Source organism: Paracoccus saliphilus (genome assembly GCF_028553805.1).
Lineage (GTDB): Bacteria > Pseudomonadota > Alphaproteobacteria > Rhodobacterales > Rhodobacteraceae > Paracoccus > Paracoccus saliphilus.
The window spans coordinates 1,794,161-1,808,338 of record NZ_CP067140.1 but is presented as its reverse complement, the minus strand read 5'-3'; the positions used below and the strand labels follow the sequence as shown (position 1 = coordinate 1,808,338).

Sequence of the window (14,178 nt, the reverse complement as noted above, 5' to 3'; positions counted from 1 at the left end):
ACGAGGGAACCATATGAAAATCAACTTCGATAATCTTGAAAATCTTATCGGAAAGATTCTTGAAGCCCATAAATCAGGCGAGGTGTCGCAGGACAAAGCAACTCATACTATTTGCCATCTGATCGCCGCGGCAAATCTAAGGAATGAGCAAGAATTCAAGTCATGGACTGACGATCCAGCAACATTTGAACGCTGGCTTAAAATGACTAAAGAGTCATATAGCTATCGCAATCCATGAAACGATTATCAAAGATCAGGGTATAACCATAGCATACTGTCCGACACACTCGGCGGTCGCCAAACCGCCAAACGTGTTGGGATAAAACGGTCAGTGCCTAGTTCATATCGCCGAAAACACCGTCACGGCACGGCCTCTATTTTTCTCTGGGGTGCGGCGCCGCAATTTCTCTGGCTAATGAAGGCTCCGGTGCTGACGCATCGGGGCTTTCTTTATTTCCGAATGAACACTTCCGTTCCCGCTTGTGCGCGCCTCGTTACCGCTTAGAGTAAGCTAGGGACAGCCCAAGATATTATGGTGAAGGAATGGTTACCGAAACTCAGCGCCAGAAGCGCAACCCAGTATGGACACGCGATGAATTACTTCTCGCCCTGGACTACTATTTCCGTCACCCTCGTGAAAATCCTGATCCAAGCAAACCGTCTGTCCAGGAACTTACCGGGCAAATTGGACGAGTTGCGAAGGCGCTCGGGATAACCGGAAGCGATACATTGCGTAATGCTAACGGCGTTTCGATGAAACTACTAAACTTCAGACGACATGATTCATACTATCAGTCGAAACACCAGGTTGGGCTTCAGCGAGGAAATAGACTGGAAGCTGAAGTCTGGAAGGAGTTTGAGAACAGGCAACACGATTTGCGGCGTATTGTAGCGAATATCGTTCGCGCCGCAGCTTCAGAAGAAATACCTTCGCCTGGTGAAGATGACTTCGAGGCTCCCGAAGGCCGCCTATTAGTCCGTATCCATAGAAGTCGTGAACGGAACCGCAGGCTAATCGAAAGGAAGAAGGCCAGCGCCCTTAATAAGGACGGCTGCCTTGTCTGCGAGGTCTGCGGTTTCAACTTTGAGGCGGTCTATGGCGAACGCGGACGCGGATTTATCGAGTGCCACCACACCCTACCCGTATCGCTGCTTGAATGTGGTGCAACTACCAAGCTCCGCGACCTAGCACTGGTCTGTGCCAATTGTCATCGAATGATTCATGCGTCTCGCCCGTGGTGGACCCTGGAGCAGGCACGTGCAGCCCTAGGTCACGCATGAAGGCAAGCGCCGGAACACTCTTAAGTTAGCGAAAGCTCCGATGACGGTGTATTGGGCTTTCTTTACGGTCGGCAATTTTGCCACACTTATGAAGCCGAAGCCGTTACCCCAAGCGTTACCCCGGCACAGGCTTGGCAACGAAAGCACATTCTGCCGTTGGGTAGCTACTTGATCATAAAGGATGATTTGGCTCCGGCGGTAGGGATCGAACCTACGACCAATTGATTAACAGTCAACTGCTCTACCGCTGAGCTACGCCGGAACACGAGGCGGGATATAGCAATGTGTTTCAGAGCCGTCCAGAGGCTTTGCGACAATTTTTTATACAGCCCTGAAAATCGATCCCGCCGTCAGTTCCCCATCGCAATTCACAGCGCCAAGGCTGGCCAATGCGACCAGATGTGCGAGGACGTTGCGCGTCGCGGCTGGAAGAAGTTTGGGGGGGACGTCATAGATCCGTTTTGCGAGTGTGGCAGCCTCGGCAGACTCTTTGCGAAGGGATTCGAGGATCTGGGCAGTACGCTCGCGACGATGCGCGGCCAGTTCGGCCAGCCTTGCCGATGGTTCCTCGACCGGATCGCCATGCGCCGTCAGCAATCGGCGCGGCGCGGCGATCTCGATCCTGTCAAGCGACCGGAAGAAATCCGCCAGATCCCCATCGGGCGGAGAAATCAGGGTCGAGGACCAGCCCAGCACGATATCACCGCAGAACATGACATCACCCCACTGAAAACAAAGATGATTTCCGCAATGCCCGGGGGTGTGGAGAGCGCGGAGCGTCCAGTCGGCGGTCTCGATCTCCTGACCGTCTGACAGCAGGATATCTGGCTGGAAGCCCATATCCAGCCCCTCGCCTCCACCAACCAGGCCGCTGGAAGCGAGGCGTTGCATGATCGGAGAACGACCTGCTTCGGCCCCGCCGAAAGCCAGAACGGGTGCGCCGGTCATCTTCGCCAGGGCGGCTGCACCCGCGCTGTGGTCCCGATGGGCATGGGTGACGAAGATATGACTGATCCGCCCTGCCCCGGCCTGCTGGATCGCCTTCAGATGACCGGGATCATCGGGACCGGGATCGATGACTGCGACGTGATCATGGCCGATCAGAAAACTGTTGGTCCCTGGCCCGGTCAGGGGCGAAGGATTGGGTGCAAGAATGCAGCGTGGCTCTTTCTTCATGCGACTCATACGAGTAGCCTAGATCGAGGCAGGCAGGTTTTCCATGGCGAAAGAACCCGAATTCGGCTGGTTGAAACGGATGTTTCCGCGGGGGCTATATGGTCGCGCGGCACTTATCCTGATTCTACCGGTCGTGGTCGTCACTCTGGTTGTCAGCGTCACCTTCCTTCAGCGACATTTCGAGGATGTGACCCAGCAAATGACCGACAGCATGGCGCGGGAACTCGGATTCGTCGCCAGGCGCATCGACCGGGCCGAAAATTCCGCCGTGGCACTTCTGGCGGGCCAGACCATCGCCGCCCCCCTGGGGCTGACATTGCGGATGCCCGCCCGGCCGACCCAGGAAGACAGGCGCCTCTTTTACGATTTCTCGGGCCGTGTCGTGATCGAAGAATTACGCGGCAGCCTTCCCGAGGTGACCGGCATCGATCTCGCAACCGACGACAAGCGCGTCGATGTGACCATGAATGGCAAGTTCGGCCCCTATTCCCTGTCATTCGACCGAAGACGGGTCAGCGCCTCGAACCCACATCAATTGCTGGTGCTGATGGTATTCACCTCGCTCCTGATGTCAGGTATCGCGACAATCTTCCTGCGCAACCAGCTTCGCCCGATCCGACGCCTTGCGCGGGCAGCCGAAGCCTATGGCAAGGGCCGGGTCGAACCCTATTACCCTGGCGGAGCGGTCGAGATCCGTAGTGCGGGCACGGCTTTCCTGGATATGCGCAACCGCCTGGAGCGGCAGAACGAACAGCGCAAGGTAATGCTCTCGGGAATCAGTCATGATCTACGTACTCCGTTGACGCGGCTGCGCCTCGGCCTGTCGATGATGACCCCAGCTACGCCGCCCGACGAGGAAGATATCGCCGCGATGGATGCGGATATCGGCGAGATGACCCATATGGTCGACGCATTTCTGGACTATGCGCGCGACGATGCCCGGGAAAGCCCGACACAAGACATCGATCCGTTCGAATTTCTGCACAGCATTGTGTCTGATGCGCAACGTGCCGGACAAGATGTCACTCTGGCCGGCACGCAGGGCGATTCAGGGCTGGTGACCTGTCGCCCCGACATGTTGCGCCGCGCATTGGACAACCTGATCGGAAACGCGGTCCGATACGGCAAACGCGCCGAGATCGACGCGGCATTGGGCCCGCGCAGTCTGCGAATCGGAATCGAGGATGACGGACCGGGCATCCCGGACGAAGCGGTCGAGACGGCAATGCGGCCATTCACGCAGCTCGACAGTTCGCGCAATCGCAATCATGGCCAGGGCGCGGGGCTGGGGCTGGCCATTGCCGCCGATGTCACACGCGGGCATGGCGGGCAGTTGCGACTTGGGCGCGGATCGCGATTGGGCGGACTCAGGGCTGAAATCGTTATACCGCGTTGAAATTGCTGGCAACTGACGCGATTTCGCTTCTGTGTTAAATTCAACCTGTCTCGATGTTCTATTGAACGGCAATGCTTGGACACATAAGTTGTCGCGACGCAGGGGCCGCGCGTTGCTAATCACGGGGCCGCGGCTTCGGGCAGGAAAGGAATATATAACATGAACGATTTCGCAACTCAGACCTACCCGGTGTTGCCTTTGCGGGACATCGTCGTCTTTCCACATATGATCGTGCCTCTTTTCGTGGGCCGCGAGAAATCTGTGCGCGCGCTGGAAGCGGTCATGGAAACCGACAGCCCGATTCTGCTGTCGGCGCAAATGGACGCATCGGTCGACGAGCCAGCGGAAGACGGCATCTATCGCACCGGTGTTCTGGCCAATGTATTGCAATTGCTGAAACTCCCCGATGGCACGGTGAAAGTGCTGGTCGAAGGCCGCGAACGCGTACAGATCACTGATTTCGTGCCGAATGACGATTATTTCGAGGCGGCGGCCGAGGTCATCTCGGAGACTCTGGGCGATGAGGCGACGGTGACAGCACTTGTTCGCACCGTGACCGAGGAATTCGAGCGTTACGTCAAGGTTCGCAAGAACATCCCGGAAGAGGTCGTCACCGCCGTTGCCGACGCGCGCGAACCCGGCAAGCTGGCCGATCTGGTCGCGGGCCATATGGGCATCGATCTGGACAAGAAACAGGAGCTTCTGGATACGCTGGAAGTGGCGACCCGGCTGGAGAAGATTTACTCTTCCATGCAGGGGGAAATGTCGGTCCTGCAGGTCGAGAAAAAGATCAAGTCGCGCGTCAAGACCCAGATGGAGAAGACACAACGCGAATACTATCTGAATGAGCAGATGAAGGCCATTCAGAAGGAACTTGGCGACGGTGAAGACGGTCAGAACGAAATCACCGAACTCGAAGAGAAAATCGCCGAGACCAAGTTCAGCAAGGAGGCCCGCGAAAAGGCCGAGGCTGAGCTGAAGAAACTGAAATCCATGTCTCCGATGTCGGCGGAGGCAACGGTCAGCCGCAACTACCTGGACTGGTTACTGGCCCTGCCTTGGGGCGTAAAATCGCGCACCCGCAAGGATCTGGGCCGGGCCGAAAAGGTTCTGGACGAGGATCACTACGGGCTGGAAAAGGTCAAGGAACGCATTGTCGAATACCTGGCCGTTCAGGCGCGCAGCCAGAAGCTGAAAGGCCCGATCCTGTGCCTTGTCGGTCCTCCGGGCGTGGGCAAGACCTCGCTCGGGCGGTCGGTTGCACGCGCGACCGGGCGTGAATTCATCCGTATCAGCCTTGGCGGCGTGCGCGACGAATCCGAGATTCGCGGTCACCGGCGGACCTATATCGGCTCCATGCCCGGCAAGATCATCCAGGCGCTGAAAAAGGCCAAGACGACCAATCCGCTGATCCTGCTCGATGAGATCGACAAGATGGGGCAGGATTTCCGCGGCGATCCGGCTTCGGCCATGCTCGAGGTCCTGGACCCGGAGCAGAACTCGACCTTCGTGGACCACTATCTCGAGGTGGAATACGACCTGTCGAACGTGATGTTCCTGACCACGGCCAACAGCTACAACATGCCGGGCCCCCTGCTCGACCGGATGGAGGTCATTCCGCTGGCCGGTTATACCGAGGACGAAAAGCGCGAAATCGCCCGCCAGCACCTGTTGTCCAAGCAGATCAAGGCCAACGGGTTGCGCAAGGGTGAGTTCTCGATATCGGACGAGGCGCTGACCCATGTCATCCGGTATTACACCCGCGAAGCCGGTGTCCGCTCGCTTGAGCGCGAGATCGCCAAACTGGCCCGCAAATCCGTGACTGAAATCCTCAAGGGCAAAGTCAAATCGGTCGAAGTTACGCCCGAAAAGGCCGAGGAATTCCTGGGGGTGCGCCGCCATCGCTATGGACTGGCCGAGAAAGAGGATCAGATCGGCGTGGTCACCGGACTGGCATGGACATCGGTCGGCGGCGACCTGCTGCAGATCGAGGCGTTGCGCCTGCCCGGCAAGGGCCGGATGAAGACGACTGGCAAGCTGGGCGACGTGATGAAGGAATCGATCGACGCGGCTTCCAGCTTCGTGCGTTCGATCTCGCCCGAGATCGGGGTGAGGCCGCCGGAATTCGACAAGCGCGACATCCATGTCCACGTTCCCGAAGGCGCCACACCCAAGGACGGGCCATCTGCGGGCATCGCCATGGTGACCTCGGTCGTGTCGGTGATGACCGGGATTCCCGTGCGCAAGGATGTGGCCATGACCGGCGAGGTCACGCTCCGTGGTAATGTACTGGCCATTGGCGGGCTCAAGGAAAAACTGTTGGCGGCGCTGCGCGGAGGCATCAAGACGGTGTTGATCCCGGCCGATAACGAAAAGGATCTGACCGAGATCCCGGACAATGTGAAAACCGGGCTCAAGATCATACCGGTCGGCAATGTCCGGGAAGTATTGGGTCACGCGCTGATTCAGATGCCCGATGCGATCGAATGGGACGAAGCGGCGGAGGAAGCCGCCGCAGAAGCCGCACGTGTGCCGGCCAAGGGCGACAATATGTCAGGCGGCGGCGCCGTCGCACATTGATCGCCATGTGACGGAAAATGAGCCGGACCCGACATTTCCGGCTCATTTGCCACCAGGGTTTAAATCAACCGCATCTCTGGTCTTGCGGCCTTTCGTGGTTGCTGCTAAATCCCGCTCCCACGGGTGATTAGCTCAGCGGTAGAGCGCTTCGTTCACATCGAAGATGTCAGAAGTTCGATCCTTCTATCACCCACCAGATTCCGGAAAAGGCGCCGAGGCATAAATGCCCGACGCCTTTTTTGATGCGGTCATGATAAAGCGCGCGGGGACCAGCAGAAGGACGAGGGCAAATTGCAAGACGGTACCGAAGTTGTTCGTGTCTCTGACCGCTTTCAAAGCGACTACACCTATGTCCTGTCAGCCCCCGAAGGCGCGAATTTCGACAGCCGCTTCACACCATATTATACGCCCAGGCAGATGTTGGAACTTGGTGTGTTCGAGGGAAAATATCTCAACGATTGCCGGGATGAGTTTCCTGTGGACTGGTACAAGAATGCAAGAATCAACAGTGAACCGGACCCTTCCCTCAACTATTTCGGGATCAAGAGCCGTCAGTCATTGGCGCATTGGCGGCAAAAGGGCTGGATCGTCGAGCCCGATCCCCGAGGTTGGTTCCAATGGTATTGCCGTTATTACCGAGGGCGGCGTATCCCCACAGTAGATAACTGGCAGATCAAGAGATGGCGCGCCTTTGCCCGCCATCAGGCACAGGTCCGCAAGAATTGCTATCCCGCAGATGTATTCTGTCGTCCACGCCAGAGGCAGGCCTTGCTGCAATGGGCCTATGATGCGTTGATTTGAGGAAGAATCCGGATGTATCCCGATCTTTACATGATGCGCCACGGGCAGACCGAATGGAACCTGGTTGGGCGAATGCAGGGGCGATTGGATTCGCCGCTGACGCAACTGGGCATATCGCAGGCTACGCGGCAATCCGAACTGATCTCTGAACTGACAGCGACACGCTTCTCGAGCCCTCAGGGCCGCGCGATCCAGACCGCAGAGATCGTATTTGCCGAAAGGGGGTACACAACCGATTCACGTCTATGCGAAATCGACACCGGCGAGTTCACCGGACGAATGATAGAGGAATTGCGGCAGAACCGTCCGGAATTTTTCGAAGGCTCACCTCTCGATTGGTATGACCGCACGCCGGGCGGCGAGAATTTTGCGCAACTGTCGGCCCGTTGCCAAAGCTTTCTGAATGATCTGACCGGCCCGGCCCTGATCGTAACACATGGGATTACTCTTCGAATGTTGCGCATTCTCGCACTTGGCTTGCCACATTCGCGACTGGAGGAGTTACCCGTCGAACAAGGGGTGGTCCATGTTGTTCGAAAAGCTGTTCATGAGGTCTGGCGTTAGCCATCACAACAGGCTAAAAGCACCGCCGGGGGCGGTTAGCTCAGCTGGTAGAGCGCTTCGTTTACACCGAAGATGTCGGGGGTTCGAATCCCTCACCGCCCACCATGATACCCCCAGCAATTGCTAAAAAACGCTTGTATTCAGGGCCTTTGGTCGCTTTGATGTTACAATCACTGTTACAAACGGACCTCCGAAAATGGCTGGCGCGACGCGATACCTACAGAACCGAGATGGACGATTCTTCGCGCGACTGGTCGTGCCGAAAGACCTGCGGAAGATCATTGGCAAAACCGAACTGCGCAGCTCGCTAGGCCCTGATCGGCGCACCGCCATGAAGCACCTGCCGGGTGCCGTTGCAGTCATGCAAGATCAGCTTGCACGTGCCGAGCGACAGCTTGCTGCCTCTGGGGCGAAGCCGATCCAATTCGGCAGGTATCCTCTCGCGCCAGATCAGATCGCAGCCCGGCATTACGCGCGCCGCCTCGCCTTCGATGAGGAACTCCGGCAAGATCATCGCTATGCATCTTTCGGATACATCGATGAAATCTACGTCGCCGACCTTCGGAACGCTATCGCAGGCAAGTTGAGCGATCCCGAATTGCAGGCGCTGATGGGTGAGCATATTGAGCGGTTCCGCTATCTAGGCAACCATACCGCCGAGCCGGGCAGCGACGAATGGCGCACTATCGCCCGAAAGTTGGCCGTCGGTGAGCTTGAAGCCCTCGCCAGAGTTGCAGAGCGTGACGAGGGAGACTTCACTGGCAAGCCAGAACATCCATTGATCGCGAACGCACAGCCGCCAGAGGACGAACCTGATCCGGTTAGCCTGTCCAAGCTGTGGAATGACTATATCAAGGCCCGCACAACGGCAGGCTTCATGAAGGATGGCGGTAGGCGTCAGCGCCCGGTCATCGACAGCTTGCGCAAATTCCTAAAGCACAATGACGCCCGACGCATCACGCGAAAAGACCTGCTGGCGTGGCGCGATCACCTGATGAGTGTAGACAAGCTGTCTGCCAGAACTGTCAGCGGGATTTATCTATCGACCATCCGGTCTTTGCTCGGTTGGGCATGTGAGAATGAATTGCTGGCGGAGAATGTCGCTGCGACCGTCAAGCAAGCCAAGCCGCGCCGGGTGCAGCGAACGCGCGAGGCGGGCTATACCGATGCAGAGGCTGTCACTGTCCTGAAAGCATCGCGCTCATATCAAGCCAAGGCCGATGAATTCGGATACGTTCGCGAAACGCCACATTCGGTTGCAGCGAAGCAATGGGTGCCTTTGCTATGCGCTCATACCGGAGCACGGGTCAGCGAGATTACCCAGCTTCGAAAAGAGGACATTCGCAAGGAAGGCGACAGGTGGGTGATCCGAATTAGCCCTGACGCTGGTAGCACTAAAACTGGTCAGTGGCGCGATGTGCCACTGCACCGACAAGTTGTTGCGGAAGGGTTCAACCTGCGCGACAATCTGGCGAGGTCAATCCTGCTTAAACAGGCAGCCGCGCTGATCGACGGCGACCAGCTTACCGAGGTCGCCCGCGAAATGGCCAACGAGCAAATGGCCGAAATGGGCGTGATGCCTGAATCCTGTCGCGAGAGTATGGCTGCGGGCTTGCGCTTGGAGGCACTCGCCAAGGATCACCCCACGGTCACGATGGCCGATCTAGGCGTCACGCTGCCTGAGCCGGTCAAGAACGTCATCAACATCAGCATCGACACAGACACCGCCTGACCGGCGGATCGTCAAGAATAGGGTTCGATGCCGACCCTGCCCGAATGTCAAACAGCGGGCGAACGGCATTGCGATCAGACGGCGAGTGCGCGCTGGCATAGCGAAAACCCCGTCACGGCATGGCCCCTTTTCTCGGGGGCGCGATGCCGACTGATGCACGCCGTTGCCACGGTGTTACGTGCCTATTTCGGATCATTTTCCGGTTCCATTAATCGAAGCACTTGTCAATGTGCCTGCTGTCCCGTCACTCTAATCGCGGAACAGGGGTGGAAGAATGTCTGACGAATCAGAAAATTGGCTCTCAAATATCGCATCAGGTGGATTGCCACAGATTATAGCGGGACCGGCAGGAAAGGCCATTAGTCGCTTGATTGGAGCGGCAGTTGACATACCTGCTGCATGGCTTGAAGTAAAAGCACAAGCGATACACGATGAAGCAAATGCAAAACGCAATGTTAATAATGCCATTGTTGATTCTGTCGCCCAAGTGTCGGCTTCTGATGAGCAGATAATTGAGAGGGCAAAAAATAGCTTAATTAATAAATCCTACAGGACCCAAGTTAACAAAGAAGCCGTGGCAAGGATAGCGGTAGGGGAGCTGATAGAAACCCCACCTCCGCCTGAATCCGAAGGCCCATCAGATGATTTCATGAATAAGTTTGAAAGATACGCAGAGGACGCTTCTAGCGATGATCTGCGCACGCTGTTCGGTAAGATACTGGCCGGTGAGGTTAGGAAGCCCGGAAGTATATCTCCGTTTACAATGCATTTCACGGCAATGCTAGATAAGCATACGGCAGACTTGATCAATAGATACTTGCCATACTGCGATGATAACGGAAATTGCTATTTGGGGTTTATGCCAGAAAAGATTTCAGAAGTTGAGAAGGTATCTCTTGAGCAAGCCGGTTTTTGGAGCACCGGAAGAATGATAACATTTCAAAAAAGAGAATCGGAAAGAATAGACGTTTCCGGATTCATAATGAGAAATAAGAAAATATCTACGTTTTCTGTCACAGAGCGAAGGAACGCAACAGTAAATGTTGCGATACTTTCGAGAGCAGGAAAAGACTTGGTAACGACCATCGATCCGTCGTTCAACTGGAGGTCAGCGGCAGAATATTTGTTGGAAAATGGGGTCGAAACACTTGTTGTTCAAAAATTTCCTCCAACTGGCGGAGCATCTGTTCCCAGCCGCATCTTTGCAAGAATCAATGGCTCTATTGTCGAATCTGAAATGCCTCCCTCAACACCGGAAAAAGATAAATGACGCCACGTCATCCGGTCATTTTTCAGGCTGCACAAACGTTACAAACATCGCTGTAAGTTATTGATATTATTGAAGTGATCGAGAATTCGAATCCCTCACCGCCCATCAAAAAACCTCAACAAATTCACATAACTACAAGTAATTATGTTACGTTTCCCGAAATGTGCGCGGGTTCAGCGAACCTAAGTCGCAGGTCGAATGCGGGGAAAATCCAGCACATTGGCTGCTTCCATCCGATGATACGGTACAGAGAAGCTGCATATATCACTTTCAGTGATTGATGTGTTCGAGTGACCGAGAAGCTGGCCAATCTTGGCCATCATTGCGGGACCGGCCCTTGGCAGTTGGAAAGATTGGGGCAGGTGCTACCGATGACAAACCGTCAGGACCTTCGTTGGTCGGCTATCCAGGTCAGTGTCTTTTTCCAGCCGCCGAACGGAAAGAAATGCAGGTTCAGGGTGCTTGCCCCGAAAAAACCGGCTTCAATTCCTTCGATGATATCGCCGGGATCACGATCACTCATGATTTTCATGAGCCCCCCTGCGTTTTTCTTCAAGACAGCCATGGAAGGTCCGACACCGCATATGACTGCGAACCTGATCAACGTGGGGAGCGAGGTGACGCCGGCGAGGCCCAAACGAATTGGCAAGTTCGGCTCTTCTGTCGCGATCCTGTTTGCCCAGGCCGCTATCGCATCCCCGTCGAAAGCGAATTGCGAGATGATTTCGGGGGTCATTCCATGCGTGCGGCAAGCTTCGAGCTTGTGCTGCCTGGCGCTCTCCAACGCGTTAGGGCCTATATCCGGATGACCCTCGGGATAACCGCCAATGAATGCATGCAAGAAATTTGCGTCACGCAACACACCATGATTCAAGAGATCGAGTGCCTCATGAAGCGGACCGTTGTGCTTTCGGGGATTTCCTCCCAGGAACAATCCGTGAGTAACGCCATTCTGGCTATGTGCCTGCACGAGCCTGACATATTCGTCTTCCGTTTCGAAGTTGCGCGCGCCCATATGTACGACAGGAACGTACCCAATCGACAGAAGACGCTTCGCGGCATAGATCTGGGTTTGAATATCTTTGCCGGCGATATGTGTGAGAAAGACTTTCGATCCCTTTGAAAGAATTTCGGGATCGGGATCGAACTCGTCGACAGTTTCGGGTGACAATTCGATCGATATGTCGGCATCGAGAAGGTTTGGCGTTGTCGAAGCGTTTCCAGCCAGGGTGAGATCCGTCATCGGCCCTTCTTTCTTCAATATCGTATGGATCGTCCGGAACATGCGGTTGCTGAACGCTCTGGCAAGCAGGCCCCGGACAGTCCCTCAGGCGGGTCCGACCCAAAGAACCCGGCTCAGTCGGCCGAATCGCGCCCGGCGGCGATCGCACGTTCACGCGCGCTCGGGTTGACCGAGGGTCTGAAAGGCACCTCGCAGACCACCGCATCGACGGACTGACCGGAAGTTTCAGAGTAGGCCTCGGGCAGTTCGACCTTCAACGCGGTGCCGCGCGCAGACATTTCCCACGGCACGTAACCAAGGGCGATGTTCGTTTCCAGTTCCGGCGACCACCAGGGCGAGGTCAGATAACCCATGCGGTTGCCTTCGGGATCGGTTACCAGCCAGAAATCCGGCGCATAATCGGTGATCGGATGGCCGCCCAGCTTCATGCCGACCAGCTTTTGCCGGAACGGGTAGCCGCCCTCGTCGATAATGGCGCGCTGGCGCTCCAACTCGGCCCTGCCGATATAGTCGCCCGCCTTCTTGCGCGGCACCTGGTAGGCGAGATTGACCTGGAAGGGCGAGGTTTCAGCGTCCAGATCCTGACCCCAGGACAGGATTCCGGCCGCGATACGACGGTGATGAGCCGGTGCGATGACGCGCAGACCGAAGCGCGCACCCTGCCCCCGGATCGCGTACCAGATCTCTTCGGCATTCTCCGTGGCGTCACGGACATAGACCTCGTATCCTTTTTCGCCGGTGAAACCCGTCTGGCTGATGACGACAGGACAGCCGCCGATCTCGGTCTCCATCAGGCCGTAATAGGGAATGGCCCGCACCTCCTCGCCGACAAGATCGGCCATGAGATCCTCCGACAGCGGTCCCTGGATCTGCAGCGGCGAGACATCGATCTCGTCGATCTCCACATCGAAGCGGCGCGCGACATTGACGCCCTGCAACCAGAGCATGAGGTCGGAATCCGAGATCGAAAACCAGAACTCGTCCTCTGCCAACCTGAGCAGCACCGGGTCGTTCAGGATACCGCCCCTGTCATTGCACAGGATGCAGTACTTGCCATGCATGGGCCTGATCCGGGTGGCATCGCGGGTGATCACGAAATCGACGAAGGCTTCGGCATCCGGCCCCTTGATCCGGATCTGTCGTTCGACCGCCACGTTCCAGAGTGTCACACGGTTGATCAGGGCATCATATTCGGCCATCGCGCCACCGTCTTCGGGCCGGACATAGCCGCGCGGGTGATACATGCGATTGTAGACCGTGGCGCGCCATGCGCCTGCCTCTATGGACAGATGCCAGAAGGGCGATTTTCGCACGCGGGTCGAAATGAGCATCTGGACCGGCGTCGGCCCGGACTGGCGCAGGTTGATCGGAACGATCCGATCCGACTGGTCCACCGTGGGTACATTGGGGTGAATGCGCTCATCCCCGGGGGTCTGTGTTGTACTGAGCATGGCATATCTCCTCGTCGCGATTTGATCAGGCATGTCTCCGAGAGGTCAAAAGCAATGGGGCCGGTAGCCTGTTACCGGCACACTTGACCCGGATTGACCACTGGCCAGGTTGTCAGGCGGCAATCTCCCCGCTTACCGCCTCTGCGAGAGCTTCCCGAAACCCTGCGCCTTGAGTGGTTCGAAATCGTCTCTGCTCACCGCCTACAGTGATGGGAGCAGGCGGAATTTGAAGTCATCGGCATCGTACCAGCTTCCCTATTGGCATCGTACCAGCTTCCCTATTGGCCCCGCCTCCGGAGGGCCACTATCTTTAATGATAGTTGTGGCGCACGGTGACGATCACTCAAGAGCGGCACCTTGCCGACCGAATGCGACTTTGCCCCTCGGTGAACAATCCGTCGGTCACCGTTGGGAGATTGCAAAACATCTGCAGGGTGCAGGGTTCACTCTTCACCATGCATAACCCTGCCTTATACGCATATTTTCCGGGCCCAAGCACCTATGCCACATTGGCGCTCGAGCTGTAGATTTCCCCCATGGTCCCGCGCCAGCACACAGATCGATAAAAGTAAAAAAGCCCGCCACGAATGGCGGGCAATTGTCTTTCGACAATTCAGAGCATGACCTTGTGGAGATATTCTCATATCCAATACGATAGCGGATCAGATAATTACGAGAGATATC

Annotated in this window: 12 protein-coding genes, 3 tRNA genes and 1 pseudogene; 11 read left to right on the top strand and 5 right to left on the bottom strand. The window is 56.4% G+C overall.

Going from position 1 to position 14,178, the window contains the following annotated elements; genetic code table 11:
• Nucleotides 1-13 precede the first annotated feature (13 nt).
• Nucleotides 14-238 (top strand): hypothetical protein, encoded by a 225-nt coding sequence (locus tag JHX88_RS08610; RefSeq protein ID WP_141225919.1) that lies wholly within the window; start codon nucleotides 14-16, stop codon nucleotides 236-238.
• 305 nt (nucleotides 239-543) lie between these two features.
• On the top strand, nucleotides 544-1,281 hold the full coding sequence (locus JHX88_RS08605) for an HNH endonuclease (protein ID WP_076528092.1): 738 nt from the start codon (nucleotides 544-546) through the stop codon (nucleotides 1,279-1,281).
• Nucleotides 1,282-1,468: 187 nt separating this feature from the next.
• Here the strand turns inward: JHX88_RS08605 and JHX88_RS08600 are convergent.
• Nucleotides 1,469-1,543: transfer RNA gene (locus tag JHX88_RS08600), tRNA-Asn, on the bottom strand.
• Nucleotides 1,544-1,602: 59 nt separating this feature from the next.
• Nucleotides 1,603-2,466, bottom strand: coding sequence for an MBL fold metallo-hydrolase (locus tag JHX88_RS08595; protein ID WP_076528090.1), 864 nt, complete (start codon nucleotides 2,464-2,466; stop codon nucleotides 1,603-1,605).
• Between the two features lie 34 nt (nucleotides 2,467-2,500).
• Here JHX88_RS08595 and JHX88_RS08590 point away from each other — a divergent pair, with 34 nt between their 5' ends.
• The 7 genes and pseudogenes from JHX88_RS08590 to JHX88_RS22245 all read left to right on the top strand — a co-directional run.
• A complete protein-coding gene (locus JHX88_RS08590) occupies nucleotides 2,501-3,853 on the top strand; it encodes an ATP-binding protein (protein WP_076528088.1) in 1,353 nt (450 codons plus the stop codon).
• A 159-nt stretch (nucleotides 3,854-4,012) separates the two neighbouring features.
• Nucleotides 4,013-6,433 carry an endopeptidase La gene (gene lon, locus JHX88_RS08585; RefSeq protein WP_076528087.1) on the top strand — a complete coding sequence of 807 codons (2,421 nt, stop codon included), beginning with the start codon at nucleotides 4,013-4,015 and terminating at the stop codon, nucleotides 6,431-6,433.
• Nucleotides 6,434-6,554: 121 nt separating this feature from the next.
• Nucleotides 6,555-6,629 (top strand) — tRNA-Val (locus tag JHX88_RS08580).
• A gap of 95 nt (nucleotides 6,630-6,724) precedes the next feature.
• Nucleotides 6,725-7,234: a hypothetical protein gene (locus tag JHX88_RS08575; RefSeq protein ID WP_076528085.1), complete on the top strand. Its 510-nt coding sequence runs from the start codon at nucleotides 6,725-6,727 to the stop codon at nucleotides 7,232-7,234.
• A gap of 12 nt (nucleotides 7,235-7,246) precedes the next feature.
• Nucleotides 7,247-7,798 (top strand): histidine phosphatase family protein, encoded by a 552-nt coding sequence (locus JHX88_RS08570; RefSeq protein WP_076528083.1) that lies wholly within the window; start codon nucleotides 7,247-7,249, stop codon nucleotides 7,796-7,798.
• A 29-nt stretch (nucleotides 7,799-7,827) separates the two neighbouring features.
• Nucleotides 7,828-7,903: transfer RNA gene (locus JHX88_RS08565), tRNA-Val, on the top strand.
• 91 nt (nucleotides 7,904-7,994) lie between these two features.
• Nucleotides 7,995-8,123: pseudogene (locus JHX88_RS22245) on the top strand (DUF6538 domain-containing protein); the annotation flags it as partial.
• Here the strand turns inward: JHX88_RS22245 and JHX88_RS08560 are convergent.
• Nucleotides 8,106-8,312 (bottom strand): hypothetical protein, encoded by a 207-nt coding sequence (locus tag JHX88_RS08560; RefSeq protein WP_176011494.1) that lies wholly within the window; start codon nucleotides 8,310-8,312, stop codon nucleotides 8,106-8,108. The pseudogene JHX88_RS22245 and the gene JHX88_RS08560 overlap by 18 nt on opposite strands.
• A 69-nt stretch (nucleotides 8,313-8,381) precedes the next feature.
• On the opposite strand from JHX88_RS08560, the gene JHX88_RS08555 reads away from it, so the two are divergent.
• The gene (locus JHX88_RS08555) at nucleotides 8,382-9,530 is read left to right on the top strand and encodes a hypothetical protein (protein ID WP_176011493.1); all 1,149 of its coding nucleotides are present in this window, start codon (nucleotides 8,382-8,384) and stop codon (nucleotides 9,528-9,530) included.
• Nucleotides 9,531-9,804: 274 nt separating this feature from the next.
• Nucleotides 9,805-10,800 carry a DUF2806 domain-containing protein gene (locus JHX88_RS08550; protein ID WP_084203285.1) on the top strand — a complete coding sequence of 332 codons (996 nt, stop codon included), beginning with the start codon at nucleotides 9,805-9,807 and terminating at the stop codon, nucleotides 10,798-10,800.
• Between the two features lie 382 nt (nucleotides 10,801-11,182).
• On the opposite strand, the gene JHX88_RS08545 is transcribed toward JHX88_RS08550, so the two are convergent.
• Complete coding sequence (locus JHX88_RS08545; RefSeq protein ID WP_076528158.1) at nucleotides 11,183-12,043, bottom strand: methylenetetrahydrofolate reductase; 861 nt, start codon at nucleotides 12,041-12,043, stop codon at nucleotides 11,183-11,185.
• A gap of 113 nt (nucleotides 12,044-12,156) precedes the next feature.
• Nucleotides 12,157-13,494, bottom strand: coding sequence for a glycine cleavage T C-terminal barrel domain-containing protein (locus tag JHX88_RS08540; protein WP_076528077.1), 1,338 nt, complete (start codon nucleotides 13,492-13,494; stop codon nucleotides 12,157-12,159).
• Between the last annotated feature and the right edge of the window lie 684 nt (nucleotides 13,495-14,178).